The 17,602-nt window shown below is 70.8% G+C and carries 14 protein-coding genes and 1 riboswitch; of the genes, 11 read left to right on the top strand and 3 right to left on the bottom strand.

Going from position 1 to position 17,602, the window contains the following annotated elements; all coding sequences use genetic code 11:
* Positions 1-54 precede the first annotated feature (54 nt).
* From NCCP_RS13685 to NCCP_RS13675, 3 genes are all read left to right on the top strand, one after another.
* Complete coding sequence (locus NCCP_RS13685; RefSeq protein ID WP_149957845.1) at positions 55-1,662, top strand: multicopper oxidase family protein; 1,608 nt, start codon at positions 55-57, stop codon at positions 1,660-1,662.
* A gap of 110 nt (positions 1,663-1,772) precedes the next feature.
* The gene (lepB, locus tag NCCP_RS13680; RefSeq protein WP_225873840.1) at positions 1,773-2,234 is read left to right on the top strand and encodes a signal peptidase I; all 462 of its coding nucleotides are present in this window, start codon (positions 1,773-1,775) and stop codon (positions 2,232-2,234) included.
* A 65-nt stretch (positions 2,235-2,299) separates the two neighbouring features.
* Positions 2,300-2,923, top strand: a complete 624-nt coding sequence (locus NCCP_RS13675; RefSeq protein ID WP_149957843.1) for a hypothetical protein — start codon at positions 2,300-2,302, stop codon at positions 2,921-2,923.
* Positions 2,924-2,935: 12 nt separating this feature from the next.
* Here NCCP_RS13675 and NCCP_RS13670 read toward each other — a convergent pair whose 3' ends face one another.
* Together NCCP_RS13670 and NCCP_RS13665 are read right to left on the bottom strand one after the other, a co-directional pair.
* Positions 2,936-3,352: an Hsp20/alpha crystallin family protein gene (locus NCCP_RS13670; protein ID WP_149957842.1), complete on the bottom strand. Its 417-nt coding sequence runs from the start codon at positions 3,350-3,352 to the stop codon at positions 2,936-2,938.
* 142 nt (positions 3,353-3,494) lie between these two features.
* Positions 3,495-3,974 (bottom strand): MarR family winged helix-turn-helix transcriptional regulator, encoded by a 480-nt coding sequence (locus NCCP_RS13665; protein ID WP_225873839.1) that lies wholly within the window; start codon positions 3,972-3,974, stop codon positions 3,495-3,497.
* 97 nt (positions 3,975-4,071) lie between these two features.
* On the opposite strand from NCCP_RS13665, the gene NCCP_RS13660 reads away from it, so the two are divergent.
* Positions 4,072-6,015 carry an ABC transporter ATP-binding protein gene (locus tag NCCP_RS13660; protein WP_149957841.1) on the top strand — a complete coding sequence of 648 codons (1,944 nt, stop codon included), beginning with the start codon at positions 4,072-4,074 and terminating at the stop codon, positions 6,013-6,015.
* A gap of 121 nt (positions 6,016-6,136) precedes the next feature.
* The gene (locus tag NCCP_RS13655) at positions 6,137-7,249 is read left to right on the top strand and encodes a glutathione S-transferase family protein (RefSeq protein WP_149957840.1); all 1,113 of its coding nucleotides are present in this window, start codon (positions 6,137-6,139) and stop codon (positions 7,247-7,249) included.
* A 54-nt stretch (positions 7,250-7,303) separates the two neighbouring features.
* Here the strand turns inward: NCCP_RS13655 and NCCP_RS13650 are convergent, their stop codons facing one another.
* The gene (locus tag NCCP_RS13650) at positions 7,304-7,789 is read right to left on the bottom strand and encodes a hypothetical protein (protein ID WP_149957839.1); all 486 of its coding nucleotides are present in this window, start codon (positions 7,787-7,789) and stop codon (positions 7,304-7,306) included.
* Positions 7,790-7,915: 126 nt separating this feature from the next.
* Between NCCP_RS13650 and NCCP_RS13645 the strand changes: the two genes are divergently transcribed.
* From NCCP_RS13645 to gcvP, 6 genes are all read left to right on the top strand, one after another.
* The gene (locus tag NCCP_RS13645) at positions 7,916-9,019 is read left to right on the top strand and encodes an RNase H family protein (protein WP_149957838.1); all 1,104 of its coding nucleotides are present in this window, start codon (positions 7,916-7,918) and stop codon (positions 9,017-9,019) included.
* 172 nt (positions 9,020-9,191) lie between these two features.
* A complete protein-coding gene (locus NCCP_RS13640; protein ID WP_225873838.1) occupies positions 9,192-10,415 on the top strand; it encodes a serine hydrolase domain-containing protein in 1,224 nt (407 codons plus the stop codon).
* Positions 10,416-10,498: 83 nt separating this feature from the next.
* On the top strand, positions 10,499-12,196 hold the full coding sequence (locus NCCP_RS13635; protein WP_149957837.1) for a RecQ family ATP-dependent DNA helicase: 1,698 nt from the start codon (positions 10,499-10,501) through the stop codon (positions 12,194-12,196).
* A gap of 36 nt (positions 12,197-12,232) precedes the next feature.
* On the top strand, positions 12,233-13,000 hold the full coding sequence (locus NCCP_RS13630; RefSeq protein WP_149957836.1) for an SGNH/GDSL hydrolase family protein: 768 nt from the start codon (positions 12,233-12,235) through the stop codon (positions 12,998-13,000).
* Between the two features lie 206 nt (positions 13,001-13,206).
* Positions 13,207-13,998, top strand: a complete 792-nt coding sequence (locus NCCP_RS13625; protein WP_149957835.1) for a ZIP family metal transporter — start codon at positions 13,207-13,209, stop codon at positions 13,996-13,998.
* Positions 13,999-14,122: 124 nt separating this feature from the next.
* Positions 14,123-14,221, top strand: a riboswitch (glycine riboswitch).
* 198 nt (positions 14,222-14,419) lie between these two features.
* Positions 14,420-17,299, top strand: coding sequence for an aminomethyl-transferring glycine dehydrogenase (gene gcvP / locus NCCP_RS13620; RefSeq protein ID WP_149957834.1), 2,880 nt, complete (start codon positions 14,420-14,422; stop codon positions 17,297-17,299).
* Positions 17,300-17,602: the final 303 nt, after the last annotated feature.

Below are 17,602 nucleotides of genomic sequence, written 5' to 3'. Positions count from 1 at the left end.
GCATGCTCGCTACACGCACGCTTTAGGGAACGTCGTTCATAGGGAGCAGGGATCATGGCAGTTTCTCGGCGGCAGGTTCTATTGTTGGGCGCCGCGGGCGCCGTCGGGGCGGGCGCGATGGCGCTGCCGCTCAAGTCGGTCGAGGCCAAGTCGGCCAGCCGCTTGCGCGATGCGGACATGCCCCGGCCCTACCGCACCAGCCTTGTCCAAGCGCCGGTCCTGCAACCGGACGGGGAGCCGACGATCGACCCGGAGGACGGGAAGCCGGTGCAGCGCTACACGGTGACCCAAAGGGTGGGGACGGCGAATATCCTGCCGCGGCTGGCGACTCCCGTCCTCGGCTACAACGGGATCTTCCCCGGCCCCACCATCAGCGTCGACCAGGGCACCAAGGTGGTCCTGCGGGTCCGCAACCAGCTGCCGGCGGCGCACCCGCAGTATGGGCACGTACTGGGGACCTCCACGCACCTGCATGGCGCGGCCTCGCTGCCCCAGTACGACGGCTATGCCAACGATGTGAGCAACCCGGGGTTCTACAAGGACTACCACTATGAGAACTCCCAGAACGCCCGCACCATCTGGTACCACGACCATGCCGTCCATCACACGTCCCTGAACGCCTATTCCGGACTGCTGGCCCAGTACCACCTGCACGATCCCCTGGAGCGGGAACTCCTGCCGCAGGGCGAGTTCGACGTGGCCCTGACAGTCTCCGACGCAATGTTCGCCCGGGACGGTTCCCTGGGTTACGACGACAACGACCACTCGGGGCTCTGGGGCGACGTCATCCTGGTCAATGGCCGGCCCTGGCCGGTCATGAAGGTCAAGAAGCGCATCTACCGCTTCAGGATCCTGAACGCCTGCATCTCGCGCTCGTTCCGGCCGAGGCTGAGCACCGGGGACCCGGTGACGGTCGTAGCCACCGATGGAGGCCTGATGCCGAAGGCGCAGCAGGTTGCGTCGTGGCGCCATGCCGGCGCCGAACGTTACGAGATCCTCATCGACTTCCGGAAGTACAGGACGGGCCAGCGCATCGAACTGCGTAACCTGTCCAATAGGAACAACGTCGACTACGACTACACCAACAGGATCATGGCCTTCGACGTGGTGGATGACGGGTTCGACAAGACCGATCCGACGTGGAACACCCTTCCCACGGTGCTGGACCCGGAGAACGAGGTCATGGCGCTGAAGAGGTCCCAGTCGACCAGGAAGCGCCGGATGCGGCTCAAGCACGACGACGTCACGAACATCTGGACGCTCGACGAAAGCACCTGGGCCGACATCATCGCCAGCGGGTTCCAGCAGGTGTTCGCCGACGTGGACCTCGGGGCGGTGGAGATCTGGGAGTTCGAGAACAAGTCGGGCGGCTGGTTCCACCCCCTGCACATTCACCTGGTCGATTTCCAGATCCTCAGCCGCAACGGCCGGGCCCCCTTCGCCTACGAACTGGGTCCGAAGGACGTGGTCTACGTCGGCGAGGGAGAGAAGGTGGAGGTCCTCATGAGGTTCGGCCCCCACCGGGGCCGCTACATGATCCATTGCCACAACCTGCCCCATGAGGACCACGACATGATGACGCAGTTCAGGGTGGGCAAGAAGGCGTTCGAGCCCGACGAGAACGACCCCATCGAGGCTGCGCGGCCGGTATGGGACGAGTGAGCGTCCCGCGCCTCGTAGGGCGGGGGCGACCGCCGGTAACCGCGGGGGCGGGGATACCCGGAGCCGCCCCTGCGCGCCGGCTGCCCGCCGGAGTTCGCGCGCCTGCCGGGGTGCGGGCCGCGGGCTGGGTCCTGCTGGTGGTCCTGGTCCTGCGGCTGTGGGTGGTCGAGCCGTTGACCGTGGCCTCGGACAGCATGGAACCGGCCGTGCCGCAGGGAAGTTCGGTGCTGATGTTCAAGCCCGGTCCGGCCCTTGGCGGGGTGGGACCGCGGTCCCTGGTGGTCTTCGCCCATCCCGCGGACGGGTCCCTGACCCTCAAGCGCGTCGTGGCCACCGCGGGCCAGGCCGTGGCCATTAAAGACGCCGTGCTGGTCGTGGATGGTGCGCCCGTCGCGGAACCGGGGATCGACCTCAGCCGCATCGACGCCACGTACTTTGGGCCGGTCACGGTCCCCGAGGGCCATGTCTTCGTCCTCGGCGACAACCGGGGGGTCTCGATCGATTCCCGCGACTTCGGCAGCGTGCCCCTGTCCTCCATCCGGGCTACCGTGCCGCTGCCATGGATCAGGTAGCCACGGAAGTTCCGGCCCCACCCCGCCCAAGGTTTCCCCATGGCTGCGCCGCCACAATACCGTCCATGGACGCTCCTGGACATACCCCGCAGCCCGGCCGCACCCCGCACCTTGGCCTGACCCGGGAAGCCGGCACCCGGGAAGCCGGCACCCGGGATGCCGGCACGCCGGCGCCTGCGACTAAACCCGGCTGGGCGGGCAGGGCGCGCCTGATTGTGCCGCTGGTGCTGGCCCTGCTGGTCGGGGCGGGGTTCGGCGCCGTCCTGTTCCAAAAGGAGCGGCCCGCGGCCACCATGTTGGGGGCCTCGGGCGCCGTCGAGGGAGGACTGATCCGCATCAACGGCATTCTCCCCCTGGAGGCCGACGGCTGGCTGCCCCCGGAGGCCGCACCCGCGCTCGAGGCCCCGGTTCCCGAGGGCGCCCACCGGGTGCGGGTGCTGCTGGAACTGACCGCACTGGACCGGGAGGGCCTGGACTTCAGGGCGGGAGACTACGGCGTGGAGTATCTGGGGTCCCAGCGGCAGGAGGCGCTATGGGCATCGGTTGCGTCCACGGACCTGCAGCAGGGAGGGACCCTGGTGGCCACGATGGTCTTCGAGATCCCGGACCGGGCCGTGGAGATGGTCCTCGACGGCCCCGGCTCGACCCGTCTTTCGCTGGGCACCGAACACCACTCCGGCACCCGCTAGCGGCCCGGCGGGCTAGCCGCGGACGACGGGGATCTTGGTGTGGCCACCGGCGGGCTGTTCCGGCACGTGGACCCGGACCTCCAGCACCCCGTCCCTGTAGGAGGCGGACACATCGTCCTGCGACGCCCCCGGCGGAAGCGCGATGGTGCGTGTGACGGATCCGTAGCGGAACTCGGAGCGGTAGCCGGACTTCTCCTTGTGCTCGCTCTTCTCCTGCCGTTCGGCCGCGATGCGCAGCGCGCCCTCGGCCACGGTGATATCCACGTCCTTTTCCGGGTCGATGCCGGGCAGTTCGGCCCGGACCACCATGTCGTTGCCCTCCTGGTATTCCTCCACGCGCAGCCACGACGACTCCCAGTCGCCCTCGAGGAAGCGGCGGAAGGGTTCGGGAATGATGTCGAACCGATCCCGTTTGGCAATTCCAGCCATGATCAATCTCCTCATTGAGATTTGTGGATGAATGGCATCAGGATACGTCTGTGGCCGCGCCGGAAACAGGGCTGTGCAGGACCAGGGGCTGGGCCGGAGTGACCGGTCCCTGCACCGGATGCACCGGGCCGTGCAGGACCGGTCACTCCGGCGTGCCGGTGGCCTGAAGCAGCCCCAGCAGCCGGGCGAGTTCGGTTCGGTCGGCGGGGGAGAGCGCGGCGAAATACCGCTCGGACTGTTCGCGCCGGGCCGCGGAGACCTCGGCATGCAGCCGCCGTCCCGCGGGAGTGAGGAACACGTGCGTTGCGCGCCTGTCGGCGGGGTCGGGCCGGCGCACCACCAGCCCCTTGGCCTCGAGCTGGTCCACCACCTCGGTGGCCGAGCGCGGGGCGATCCGCAGGCGTTCGGCCAGTTCCTTCAGCCGCAGCCCGCCGCCGGGGTTTCCGGCGTCGTGCGGTCCGGCGTCGTGCAGTCCGGTGTCATGGTGACCGGCCGCCTGCAGCGCGCGCCACTGGTGCGGGGTCAGCCCCCAGGGGGAGAGTTGTTCCATCCAGCCGCGCCGCAGGCCACGGAAGGCGGCGTGGAAGAGATTGCCGAGATCGGGCGTTGCATCGGAGGTCACTCCACCAGTCTAGTCTTTGTCCGGCAACCGCATGGTGAGGTAGCCTCTCTATTGGGTGGCGCACCGCGCCGCCGTCCCTTCCACCCCGGAGGTGCCCATGACCCACATGGATGGCCCGCACGGAGGCCGCGGCCCCGGAGGAGCCGCCCGGATCAACCCGGCCGACCGTTCCCAGCTTGCCGAGCACCCCGCGGACCTGCGCCGCATCGCGGCTCTGTTCGCCCCGCACAAGGGGGCAATCGCCGTCGTCGTGCTCCTGATCGCGGTCTCCAGCGTGGTCTCGCTCGCCCAGCCCTTCCTGGTCCGCGCGGCCATCGATGAGGCCCTGCCGCAGCACAACGTGCCGTTGCTGGCCGCGCTCGCCGGGGGCATGGTGGCCGTCGCGGTGGCCACGGCCGTCATCGGGGTGCTGCAGACCTGGATCGCCACTGCCATGGGCCAACGCGTGATGCACACGCTGCGGACCGGACTGTTCACGCACCTGCAGCGCCAGTCGCTCGCCTTCTTCACCCGCACCCGCGGCGGAGAAGTGCAGTCGCGCCTGACCAACGACATCAACGGCATGCAGTCCGTGGTCACCACCACGGCCACGGCCATTGCGGCGAACCTGACCACCGTCGTCGCCACGGCGGTGGCCATGGTGGCCCTTTCGCCCGGCCTGAGCATCCTGTCCCTGGTGGTGGTGCCACCCGCGGTGTGGCTGTCCCGCCGCGTGGCGCTGCTGCGCCGGGACATCACCGCCGTCAAGCAGCGCGAGCTCGCCACGCTGCACACCCAGGTGGAGGAGGGCCTCTCCGTCTCCGGAGTGCGCCTGGCCAAGACGCTGGGCACCGGACCGGGCGACGCCGCGCGGTTCGCGGCCACCTCCGAGAAGCTGACCGGGCTGGAGCTGCGCTCCCAGCTGGCCGGGCGGTGGCGGATGGCCACGATGCAGGTCGTCTTCGCCGCCATCCCCGCCCTGGTCTACCTCTCCGCCGGGTTCCCGGCCCTGACCGGCACCCTGAGCATTGGCACCCTGGTGGCCTTCACGGCCCTTCAGGGCACCATCTTCCGGCCGATCATGGGGCTGCTGAATGTCGGGGTCCAGTGGGTCACGGCGCTGGCCCTGTTCAGCCGCATCTTCGAGTACCAGGACCTGGTGCCGGACATCGTGCCGCCGGCGCGGCCGGTGGCCGTGGAGAAGTCCGCGGTGCGTGGGGAGTTGAGCTTCACGGCGGTGCGGTTCGCTTACGACGCCGACGGGCCGGCGGAGGGCGGGTCCGCAGATGGCGGGGGGACGGACGGCAGGCCGGCGGTCCGGCCGGAAGGGCCCGGCGGGGGTCTCCGGGCCGGCGCCCGGCGCGAGGTGCTGCGCGGCATCGACCTGACGGTGCCGGCCGGAACCACCACGGCGATCGTGGGCGCCACGGGGTCGGGCAAGAGCACGCTGGGATCCCTGGTGCCCCGGCTGTTCGACGCGACCGGCGGCCGGGTCGCCATCGACGGGATCGACGTCCGCGACTACGCCCCGGAAGACCTCGCCCGAATCGTGGGCGTAGTGTCCCAGGAGACCTACCTGGTGCACGCGAGCGTGCGGGAGAACCTGCTGCTGGCAAACCCGCAGGCCAGCACCGGCCAGTTGTGGGAGGTGCTGGCCGCGGCGCGGATCGCGGACCTGGTGGCCGCGTTGCCCAAGGGCTTGGACACCATGGTGGGCGCCCGCGGCCACCGCTTTTCCGGGGGCGAGCAGCAGCGCATCGCCATTGCCCGGACCATGCTGCGCAACCCGAAGGTGCTGGTGCTGGATGAGGCCACCTCGTCGCTGGACAACACCACCGAGGCCGAGGTCCAGGCAGCATTGGACCGGTTGTCGGCGGGACGGACCACGTTGATGATTGCGCACCGGCTTTCCACCGTGGCCAACGCCGACCAGGTGGTGGTGCTCGACGCCGGCCGGATCGCGGAGCGCGGCACTCCGGCCGAGCTGCTGGCCGCCGGCGGGTCCTATGCCCGGCTCGCAGCGGCGCGGTCAGCCGAGGGGCAGCCGGCGGCGCGGGGCTAGGTGGCCACAGGACCGGCCCGCCGGGCGGGAACCGCCGGGCCCGGCAGGGAGGGGCGCGCCGGCGGGGGAGGGTGTACCGGCGGGGGCGGCACCCCTTGCGCCGGGCGCTTAGACTTAAGGCATGGAAACGCGTGAATATTCAACTAAAGGTGTCTATGTGACCACGGGTACCGAGTTCACCCGAGACACCCAATACATCGAGGACCGCATCGTTGCGGACCCGGAGGCCGTGCGGGCCTCCGGCGGCCCCGTCGGCGGCAGCATCGGCAACCCCTACGGCGGCCTGTCCGAAGGCGCCCAGGCCTGGCCCGTGGAGGCCGGCCGCTACCGCCTGGTCGCCGCCCGCGCCTGCCCCTGGGCCCACCGCACCATCATCGTGCGCCGCCTGCTGGGCCTTGAGGACGCCATCTCGCTGGGCACCCCCGGCCCCACCCACGACGTCCGCTCGTGGACGTTCGACCTGGACGAGGGGGGAGTGGACCCTGTGCTGGGCACCCAGCGCCTGCAGGAGAACTACTTCAAGCGCTTTCCGGACTACCCGCGCGGAATCACCGTCCCGGCGATCGTCGATGTGCCCACCGGTGCCGTGGTCACCAACAACTACCCCCAGATCACCCTGGACTTCTCCACCGAATGGAAGGCCTTCCACCGCGAGGGCGCCCCGGACCTGCTGCCGGCGGACAAGCTGGAGGAGATGCAGCCGGTCATCAAGCGCATCTTCACCGAGGTCAACAACGGGGTCTACCGCTGCGGCTTCGCCGGGTCGCAGGAGGCCTACCAGGCCGCCTACGACCGGCTCTGGGCCGCCATGGACTGGCTGGAGGAACGCCTGGCCGGCCAGCGCTACCTGATGGGGGACACCATTACCGAGGCCGACGTGCGCCTGTTCACCACCCTGGTGCGCTTCGATCCGGTCTACCACGGACACTTCAAGTGCAACCGCAACAAGCTCACCGAGATGCCGGTGCTTTGGGCCTACGCGCGCGACCTGTTCCAGACCCCCGGCTTTGGCGACACCGTGGACTTCGACCAGATCAAGAAGCACTACTACGTGGTCCATGAGGACATCAACCCGACCGGGATCGTCCCCGCCGGTCCTGACCTGTCCAACTGGCTGGAGCCGCACGGCCGCGGCGCGCTCGGAGGCTCCCCCTTCGGCGCCGGCACGGCCCCCGGCCCGGTGCGCCCCGGGGAGGAAGTCGTCCCGGGCAGCAACCCGCTCTACCCGGCCTGACCTCCGCCGGACCAGGCTGTACGGGGCTACCGCGCCGGACCGGGCTGTACGGGGCTATCGCCCCGGGCTGGGCGGGAGCCGCCGGGTCCACAGGATTTCGACGTCGCGGCGCACCAGCCACCGGCCGAAGGCCGCACAGGCGCCCGTCAGCAGGCCGGCGGCCAGGTGGAACGCCGGACCGCCCGCCGGCAGGTACAGGGCGGAACCGGCGTACCCGAACGCCGCGAACACTGCGGCGAAGGCGGCAAGGTGTGCGGACAGTGCCCCGACCCGGCGCAGGGACAGGCCCAGCAGCAACGCCAGCGGCATGCAGAAGATCAGGGCAAGGGTCCCGCCGAAAGTGGCAATCAGCCACCAGTCGTCGAAGGCCGACGGAGTCCGCAGGACCGTGGCGAAGAACGCGGCCACGGCAAAGCCCGCGGCGAGCCAGGCAAGGTAGGCTGCCACGACACCCTTGAAGTAGGCGCGCGGCCCGTACCGGATCCGCAGCCGCGGCCCGTTCGGCCGGCCGTTGTCCGCCGGCGCCGGTCCGCTTTCCATCCTTCCACGGTACGCCCCTTCCATGTCCTGCGCCGACCCTGCGCAGGAACGGCTCCTGCGCAGCAACGGCTCCTACACAGCAACGGCGGCGCCGTCCTGTCGGGGCAGCGTGGCAGGATTGACGACATGACGATCACTGCTGCCGCAGACGGCTCCGCCCTCGGAAACCCCGGACCCGCAGGGTGGGCCTGGTACGTGGATGAGGGCTGCTGGCGCGCCGGCGGGTGGCCCCACGGCACCAACAACCAGGGCGAGCTCATGGCCGTCCTGGACCTGTTCCGCTCCACCAGGCACGTCCCCGACGAGCACCTGCGCATCCTCTGCGACTCCCAGTACGTCATCAACTGCATCACCAAGTGGATGCCGGGCTGGAAGCGCAAGGGGTGGAAGAAAGCCGACGGCAAGCCGGTGCTCAACGTCGACCTGCTGAAGCAGATCGACGCGGAAATCAAGGGCCGCGACTACAGCTTCGAATGGGTCAAGGGCCACAACGGCCACGACCTCAACGAGGAGGCGGACGATCGCGCACGCGCGGCCGCCACGGCCTTCCAGGCCGGCCGCGCGCCCGCGGAGGGCCCCGGATTCACGGGCGCCTCCCCGGGCAAGCGTGCCGAGGCGGTCCCGGCGGGCGAGGCGCCGGCGGGCGAGGCGCCGGAGCACACGACGACGGGAGCCTCCCCGGAGGCTGAACCTTTCCTGGAGGAACCGGCGCTCTTCGGCGCGGGTCCCGGCGACGACTTTCCGGACGCGGCGGAGGACACCGACGCCGGCGAGTCCGCGGCGCAGATCGCCGAACTGGGCCTGGGCGCGGGAACCGGCACCGGGGAACCGGACGAGGACTTCTTCGCCGCGCTGGGCGGCGCCGCGGTCCCGGCCCTGCCGTCCTCGGACCTCGACGCCGTCCTGGCGCTCCAGGCCGCGCTGCTGGACCGGGAGGTCCGCACGGACACCGCCGCGGTGCTCTACCTGCTGGCCCCGGACTTCCGTGGGGTTTCGGCCACGGGCCAACCGCTGGACCGCGAGTACTACGCGCAGCAGCTGGCCGCACGGCCGGGTTCGGCGGAGCTGCAGCTGCTGGAATCGGCGGCTTTGGGAACCGATCTCCTTCAGGTCATTTACCGCCGTTTCGAGGACGGCGCCGCAACCGTCGCCAGTGCGCTGTGGGAGCGGGCCGGCGAAGGGGCCTCCCGCTGGCGGCTGCGCTTCCAGCAGGAATCGCCCGAGTCCTAGCCGGCAACCCCGCCCGACAGCAACCCCGCCCGACAGCGACCCCGCCCGACAGGGAGTCCGCCAGCCGGGGAGTCCGCCAGCCGGGGAGTCCGCCAACCAGGGACCCTTCCGGCGAGGGACCCCGCCAGCCGGCCGTCCATACCGCCGGAAAGCCCGGGGCTACGCTGGGACGGTGACTGCGCAGAATGACAGCCCCGCCCCCGCCGGCCCCGCCCAAGATGGCCCAGCCCAGGATGGATCCTGCGCCGGCGAACCGGCAGCCCAGGATCCCCGCTTCGCCCCGGTCGCCGCGCTCCTGGAAAACTTCGCGGCCGGGGACCCGGACTATTCCGCCCAGCTGTGCGTCTACGTCGCAGGGCGTCCGGTGCTGGACCTGGCTGTTGGCCCCCACTGCACGCCGGATTCGCTGACCGGCGTCTTCTCCTGCAGCAAGGGCGCCGCCGCGATGGTGATGGGACTGCTGGTCCAGGACGGGCTGCTTGACCTGGAGGCGCCGGTGGCCGGCTACTGGCCGGAGTTCGCGGCCAACGGCAAACAGGACATCACCGTCAGTCAACTCCTCAGCCACCAGGCCGGGGTCCTGGGGATCGACGGCGGCCTGCCCACCTCCCACTACCTCGACTCGGAGCTCGGCGCCGGGCAGCTTGCGATGTCAGAGCCCCTGTGGATTCCCGGCCGTGCCCACGCCTATCACGCACTGACCATCGGCGTGCTGATGGAGGAACTGGCCCGGCGCATCACGGGGGAACGCCTCCAGGAAATTTATGAGCGGCGGATCCGCGTTCCCTTCGGCCTGGACTTCCACTTGGGGCTGGCCGCGGCCCACGAACCGCGTTACCGCGACGTCCTGCACCCGCTGGAGGCTCCTCCGCTGCCCTTCACCGATCCCTTCGGCCACCTGGGCATTGCCGTGAACTCCGCGGCCGGGTTCGACGGTCCCGGCGGGCGCACCCACAACATCATCGATGTGCCCAACGCCCGCGAGGTCCGCGAAGCCGGCATCGCCGCGGCCGGCGGGACCGCTTCCGCCCGCGGCATGGCGCGGCTGTACGCGGCGGCGAGTACCGGCGTCGTGCTCCCGGACGGCACCGCGGCGGGGCCGTTCCTTTCCGAGGCGACCCGCGCCGCGCTCTCCCGCGAGCAGGTGTTCGGGATCGACCGCGCGAGCGGGCTCACCGGGGCTTTTGGGATCGTTTTCATGAAGTCGCAGCCGCGCAACGATTTCGGTTCCTGGCGCGCCTACGGGCACGACGGCGCCAACGGCGCGCTCGCGTACGCCGACCCGCTCTACGGAATCGGTTTCGGCTACGTTCCGGCCCGCGCGGAGGCGACGGGCACCGGCAGCCGCGGGGGCCTTCTTTCCGTGGCGGTCCGGCAGGCGCTGCTTGCCGGGTAGCGCTGCTTGCCGGGTAGCGCTGCTTGCCGGGTAGCGCAGCGCCGGCGCCTCGACAGGACGGCGCGTGCGGCTATGCTCGGGACATGCGCAACCAGGACGGGATCCCGGGCCCGGAGGACCTGCGGGAGCTGGCCCGCCACTCCTTGGGGTGGGACACGTTCCGCCCCGGGCAGCTCGAAGCGATCAGGGCCGCCGTGTCCGGCCGCGACGTGCTGGCGGTGCTGCCCACCGGGGGCGGCAAGTCGGCGATCTACCAGCTGGCCGCGCTCCTGCTGGAGGGGCCGGCCGTGGTGGTGTCCCCGCTGATCGCATTGCAGGCGGACCAGCTTGAGGACCTCAATGCCCTGCCCGGAATGCGTGCGGTGGCGGTGAACTCCGCACTCGGCGAGGCGGCGCAGGCCCGCGCGTGGGAGGCGGTCGCCGCGGGGGAGGCGAAGTTCCTGTTCCTGGCCCCGGAACAGCTGGCCAAGGACGACGCCGTCGAACGCGTCCGCGCCCTGCACCCGAGCCTGTTCGTGGTGGACGAGGCGCACTGCGTGTCCGCCTGGGGCCACGACTTCCGGCCGGACTACCTGCGGCTGGGCGCCGTTCGGGAACGGATCGGACGGCCGGTGGCGATCGCGCTCACCGCCACCGCATCCACTCCGGTGCGCGCCGAGATCCTGGAACAGCTGCGCATGCATGACGCGCAGGTGGTGGTGCGCAGCTTCGACCGGCCCAACCTGCGGCTGGAGGTGGTGCGCCACCACGGCGTGAAGGCGAAGGAAAAGGCGGTCCTGGACCAGATTGCGGCCCTGCCGGTGCCCGGCCTGCTCTATGTCGCCACCCGCGCCGGCGCCGGGAAGTACGCCCGCGGGCTGGAGGAGCGGGGCCTGCGTGCCGCCGCGTACCACGCCGGCCTCCCGGCCTCCGAGCGCGAACGCGTCCACCAGGACTTCCTTGCGGACCGGCTCGACGCCGTCGTTGCCACCACCGCGTTCGGGATGGGGATCGACAAGCCCAATGTCCGGTTCGTCGTGCACGCGGACATCCCCGGGTCGCTGGACAGCTACTACCAGGAGATCGGGCGGGCCGGGCGTGACGGCCGGGATGCCGTCGCGACCCTGCACTACCGCTCCGAGGACCTGGGCCTGCGCTCCTTCTTCGGCACCCACCACGCCGACGAGGATGCGCTGCGGGCGGTGCTCCAGGTCCTGCGCGGGGCCGGCGGACCCCTGCAGCTGTCGGCACTCAGGAAGCGGCTGGCCGGGAACCGGCCGGGAGGCGGGGACGCGGGAGACGGCCGGCCGGAGGGCGGTGCCCAGGAGCTCCCGCCCCGCAAGGTCACCAGCGTGGCGAACCTGCTCGAATCGGCCGGCATCGCCGCCAGCGGTCCCGCCGGGATCTCCGTAGATGCCTCCATCAAGGTCTCCGACGCCGTGCGGCGGGCCGTGGAGACCGCCGAGTCGCGGGCCCGGATTGAGCGTTCCCGCATCGACATGATGCGCGGCTACGCGGAAACCGACGGCTGCCGGCGCCAATACCTGCTGGGCTACTTTGGGGAGGAGCTCGCGGACCCGTGCGGGAACTGCGACAACTGCCGCGCGGGCACCGCGGAGGACCTGTCGCGCGCGGAGCACGGCGCGTTCGTGCTGCACGGGCCGGTGGTGCACGCGCAGTGGGGAGCCGGCGTGGTCATGGGCATCGAAGAAGACCGGCTCACCGTCCTCTTCGACAGCGAGGGGTACAAGACGCTGTCCCTGCCCGCGGTCGAAGACGGGCAGCTGCTGCGCCCCGCCTGAGGCCCGCCGGGGCGCGGTTGCCGCTACGCTGGGTCGGTGGAATTCGCGAAGCGCTTTGTGGCCCTGGGGGACTCGTTCACCGAGGGCGTCGGGGACCCGGATCCCGGACGCCCGAACGCGGTGCGGGGCTGGGCGGACCGCGTCGCCGAGCAGCTGTGCGCCGCCGACCCCGAGTGGGGCTACGCGAACCTGGCCGTCCGCGGCAAGAAGATCCGCCAGGTCTTGGACGAACAGCTCGACGCCGCGCTGGCGCTGCGCCCCACGCTTGCGTCCCTTTACGCCGGCGGGAACGACATCCTCCGCCCCAGTGTGGACATCGACTCCCTCATGGAGGGGTACGACTCCGCCGTGGCCTCCCTGAGCGCCTCCGGTGCCGCCGTCGTGCTCTTCACCGGGTTTGATTCATCCATCTCCGCGGTCTTTGGCAAGACGCGCGGGCGGACCGCCATCTACAACGAATGGGTCCGCGAGATCGCGGACCGGCACGGCGCCGTGATCGCCGATTACTGGCGCTGGCGCGAATTCCAGGACCTGCGCTATTGGGCGGAGGACCGCCTGCACATGGGCCCGGCCGGCCACGCCCTCATGGCCAAGAAGGTGCTGGCCGTGCTGGCCGCCACCGATGCCATCGACACCCCGGAGCTGGAGCATCCGCGGGTGCTCACCCGCTTCCAGCGGCTGCAGGCCGATGCCGCCTGGGCGCGCGACCACGTGGCCCCCTGGCTCAAGCGCCGCCTTACCGGCACCTCCTCCGGCGACACCTTTGGAGCGAAGTACCCGCAGTACGTCCACCTCCGGCCCTGAGCAGCCGCGAAGCCGGTGCCGTGCTGCAGCGAGGCCAACGCCGTGCGGCCGCGGCGACGGCGCCGTGCGGACCTGACCGCGCCCGGCCGGCCGCCCCCCTGCCGGGGCGCCCGCGGGGGTGGTGCCCCACTTGTGGCCGCCCGCGCCGGCTGGTCCAATGGGCGCAGGAACATGACGGCGGGGAAATCCTGCGAGGAAGGACTCCGGTGGGCTCATCATTGGTTTTCGGCGCCGTGGCCTCCAGCGCGCTGCTGATCGGCGCGGTGGCGGGAGTGCGCTTCGAGTTGCCCAAACGGCTGCTGGCCATGCTGCTTTCCTTCGCCGCCGGCGCGCTCATCACCGCGCTGTCCTTCGAACTCTTCGAGGACGCCCATGAGCAGGGCGGCATTTGGCGGGCTGCGGTGGGCCTGTTCGCGGGAGCGCTGGTCTTCACCGTCCTGAGCGCCCTGCTCGACCGGTGGGCGCAGCCGGGCCGCGGCGCGGTTCCCTCCGACGAGTTCCGCGGAAGCGCCAAGCTGGATACCGACGCGGCCGCCGCCGGAAAGGCCCCGGGCCGGACCTCGACGCGCGGGGCCGCCGGGTTGGCCCTCCTGGCCGCGGTGACCCTTGACGGGGTGCCGGAAAACATGGCCCTGGGGGTGTCGCTGGCCGAGGGCACCGGAGGCCTGGCGCTGCTGGCAGCCATCTTTGTCTCCAACCTGCCGGAAGCGCTGGTGGGCGCCGCCTCCATGCGCAGCCAGGGGAAATCCGCAGGCTACGTGATTGGGCTCTGGGCCGGCTGCGGCGCGCTGTTGGTCTTCGCGGTCGTGCTGGGCGCGGGACCGCTCTCCGGGGCAGCGCCCCAAACCATCTCCCTGCCGCTGGCCTTCGCCGCGGGGGCGGTCATTGCGTCCCTTGCGGACACCCTGATGCCGGAGGCCTTTGAGCATGGAGGACCGGCGGTCGCCCTGAGCACGGCGGCGGGATTTGTCCTCTCCTACGCCCTGTCCCTGGCCTAGCCGAACCGGTGCGGGGACCCGCCGGCCGGCCGCCTGCCGGTGGCGGCAGGACGCGGGTTGGCCGCTGTGCCGGAAGCGAACTACCATGGTGTGTGTGCGTGCCTTTGCGGGCATGCAATGCCATTGACATGCGGCGGGAGAGCCCCGTCAGAGCCACTGGCGGGCGCCGTAGGAGCAATTTCCTCCCCGGGAATCTCTCAGGCCCCCGTACCGCCGCGAAGAGGCAACTCTGGAAAGCAGCCGGCCGTGCCCTGCGGTCCCGGATCCCCCGGGACGCGCAACCACGGTGCGGCTCACCGACGGTGCAAGCAGCACCCGGGCAGCCGCCCGCCGCTGCGGAAACTCTCAGGTCCAATACAGAGTTGGGGAGGAACCGAAGTTCATTCGGCGTGCGCGCGCCGACATACCTTGGAGTTCTCCCATGACCGCGACACCAGTCCGCACCCCCGCCCGCACCACCGGCGAGGTCGCCTTCGCCGACCGCCACATCGGTCCGCACGGCGAAGCCTCCGAGGCCATGCTGCGCCAGCTCGGCTACGCCAGCCTTGACGAGCTCGTCGACACCGCCGTCCCGGCGGATATCCGCCAGGAGACGCCGCTGGAACTGCCGGCCGCCCGCTCCGAGGCCGAGGTCCTCGCGGACCTGCGCGCGCTTGCCTCCAAGAACGTCCTGAAGACCCAGATGATCGGGCAGGGATTCTACGACACCTTCACCCCGCCGGTGATCCTGCGGAACATCCTCGAAGACCCGGCCTGGTACACCGCCTACACCCCGTACCAGCCGGAGATCTCCCAGGGCCGCCTTGAGGCCCTGCTGAACTTCCAGACCCTCGTCGCGGACCTGACCGCGCTGCCCATCGCCAACGCCTCCCTGCTGGACGAAGCCTCCGCCGTCGCCGAGGCCGTCCTGCTGATGCGCCGCGGCAACAAGGCCAAGGGCAACGGCAAGACCGTGCTGGACTCCAATGTCTTCCCGCAGACCATCGCCGTGGTCAAGGGCCGGGCCGAGGCACTGGGCTTCGAGGTCGAGGTCGCCGACCTCACCCGGGGCCTGCCCGAAGGCGACATCTCCGGCATCGTGCTGCAGCAGCCCGGTGACAACGGCCGCGTCATGGACCACTCCGGCCTCATCGCCGCCGCCAAGGAGCGTGGCGCCATGGTCACCGTGGCCGCCGATATCCTCTCCCTGACCCTGATCACCGCTCCCGGCGAGCAGGGCGCCGACATCGCCGTCGGCAATACCCAGCGCCTGGGCGTCCCGCTGTTCTTCGGCGGCCCGCACGCCGCCTACATGGCCGTCCACAAGGGTCTGGAGCGCCAGCTTCCGGGCCGCCTGGTAGGCGTGTCGAAGGACGGCGCAGGCACCCTCGCCTACCGCCTGGCCCTCCAGACCCGCGAACAGCACATCCGCCGCGAAAAGGCGACCTCCAACATCTGCACCGCCCAGGCGCTGCTGGCGATCACCGCCTCGATGTACGCCGTCTACCACGGCCCCGCCGGCCTGAAGGCGATCGCCCAGCGCATCCACCGCCACGCCCGCACCCTCGCCACGGTGCTCTCCGGGGCCGGCATCGAATTGGCCGCCGACCAGTTCTTCGACACCGTCACCGCCCGCGTCCCCGGCCGGGCGGGCGCCGTTATCGCCGCAGCGGAGGAGGCCGGCATCAACCTGCGCCGCGCGGGCGCGGACACCGTGGGCGTCTCCGTCGACGAGATCACCACCACCGCGCACGTGGCCGCCGTCGCCGAGGCCTTTGGCGTGGCCGACGCGGCCGCCGCGGTTGCCGCCGGCCCGGCGGGCTACGAGCTCGAGGCCGGCGTCGTGCGCACCTCGGACTACCTGACCCACCCGATCTTCAACACGATCAAGTCCGAGACCCAGATGCTGCGCTACCTGCGCCGCCTCTCCGACCGCGACCTGGCCCTGGACCGGACCATGATCCCGCTGGGCTCCTGCACCATGAAGCTGAACTCGACCGCCGAGATGGAGTCGATCTCCTGGCCCGAGTTCGCCGGCATCCACCCGTTCGCCCCGGCGCACCAGACCATCGGCTGGCGCGAGCTCATCACCGACCTCGAGGACCGCCTGTCCACGATCACCGGGTACGCGGGCGTCTCCCTGCAGCCGAACGCCGGATCCCAGGGCGAGTACGCCGGCCTGCTGGCCATCCGCCAGTACCACCTGGCCAACGGCGGCGAGGACCGCGATGTCTGCCTGATCCCGGCTTCCGCGCACGGCACCAACGCCGCCTCCGCGGTGCTTGCCGGCATGAAGGTGGTGGTGGTCAAGACCGCCGACAACGGCACCATCGACGCCGCCGACCTGGACGCCAAGATTGAGGCCAACCGCGAGAAGCTGGCCGCCATCATGATCACCTATCCGTCCACGCACGGCGTGTACGACGCCGACGTGCGCGAGGTCTGCGAGAAGATCCACGCCGCCGGCGGGCAGGTCTACATCGACGGAGCCAACATGAACGCTTTGGTGGGCCTGGCCCAGCCGGGCAAGTTCGGCGGCGACGTGTCCCACCTGAACCTGCACAAGACCTTCTGCATCCCGCACGGCGGCGGCGGCCCGGGCGTCGGCCCGGTGGCCGTGGCCCAGCACCTGGTGCCGTTCCTGCCCGGCGATGCCACCGGCGCCACGCACGAGCGCGAGGGCACCCCGGTCGCGGCCACCGCGTTCGGGTCCGCGGGCGTGCTGCCCATCTCCTGGGCCTATGTGGCGATGATGGGCGGCGAGGGGCTGACCCAGGCCACCAAGCACGCGCTGCTCACCGCCAACTACGTGGCTTCCCGCCTGAACGAGCACTTCCCCGTGCTCTACACCGGCAACAGGGGACTGGTGGCGCACGAGTGCATCCTGGACCTGCGCGAACTGACCAACAAGACCGGGGTCACCGCCGAGGACGTGGCCAAGCGCCTGATCGACTACGGCTTCCACGCCCCGACCCTGGCCTTCCCGGTGGCCGGCACCCTGATGGTCGAGCCCACGGAGTCCGAGGACCTGGGGGAGCTGGACCGCTTCATCGACGCGATGATCGCCATCCGCAAGGAAATGGACCAGGTCCTGGCCGGCGACTTCACGGTGGAGGAATCCCCGCTGCGTAACGCCCCGCACACCGCCGCGGCCGTGGTGGACAGCGCCTGGGACCGCAGGTACTCCCGCGAGCAGGCCGCCTTCCCGGTGGAGTCCCTGCGCCAGGACAAGTACTTCCCGCCGGTGGGACGGATCGACGGTGCCTTCGGAGACCGCAACCTGATCTGCTCCTGCCCGTCCCCCGAGGCCTTCGAAGGCTGAGTCCGGGCAGGTGCGGGTCCCGGGCCTGCCCGGGACCCGCACCTGCCGCGGCGCTCCCTCTCAGGGACCGCGCCGCCCCCTGCCCTGGCAAACCCCTGCCTCGGCCATCCCCTGCCCGGCAATGCGCCCGGCATTCCTGAACTTTCGAAAGGCAGATGCCACGATGGAGACTGTTTTTCCGCGCCGGACCGCGTTGTATGGGGCGCATGCGGCGTTGGGTGCCTCGTTTACCGATTTTGGCGGGTGGGACATGCCGCTGAGGTATGGTTCGGAGTTGGCCGAGCACCGTGCGGTGCGCTCGGC

Origin of the sequence: Zafaria cholistanensis (assembly GCF_008580665.1) — a bacterium.
GTDB lineage: Bacteria > Actinomycetota > Actinomycetes > Actinomycetales > Micrococcaceae > Zafaria > Zafaria cholistanensis.
This window is presented reverse-complemented; position numbering and strand designations above follow the sequence as displayed.

Excerpts from the sequence above, each read along its gene's own strand:
- NCCP_RS13685 (WP_149957845.1), top strand. The coding sequence starts at position 55 with ATGGCAGTTTCTCGGCGGCAGGTTCTATTGTTGGGCGCCGCGGGCGCC.
- NCCP_RS13675 (WP_149957843.1), top strand. The coding sequence starts at position 2,300 with ATGGACGCTCCTGGACATACCCCGCAGCCCGGCCGCACCCCGCACCTT.
- NCCP_RS13670 (WP_149957842.1), bottom strand. The coding sequence starts at position 3,352 with ATGGCTGGAATTGCCAAACGGGATCGGTTCGACATCATTCCCGAACCC.
- NCCP_RS13660 (WP_149957841.1), top strand. The coding sequence starts at position 4,072 with ATGACCCACATGGATGGCCCGCACGGAGGCCGCGGCCCCGGAGGAGCC.
- NCCP_RS13655 (WP_149957840.1), top strand. The coding sequence starts at position 6,137 with ATGGAAACGCGTGAATATTCAACTAAAGGTGTCTATGTGACCACGGGT.
- NCCP_RS13650 (WP_149957839.1), bottom strand. The coding sequence starts at position 7,789 with ATGGAAAGCGGACCGGCGCCGGCGGACAACGGCCGGCCGAACGGGCCG.
- NCCP_RS13645 (WP_149957838.1), top strand. The coding sequence starts at position 7,916 with ATGACGATCACTGCTGCCGCAGACGGCTCCGCCCTCGGAAACCCCGGA.
- NCCP_RS13635 (WP_149957837.1), top strand. The coding sequence starts at position 10,499 with ATGCGCAACCAGGACGGGATCCCGGGCCCGGAGGACCTGCGGGAGCTG.
- gcvP (WP_149957834.1), top strand. The coding sequence starts at position 14,420 with ATGACCGCGACACCAGTCCGCACCCCCGCCCGCACCACCGGCGAGGTC.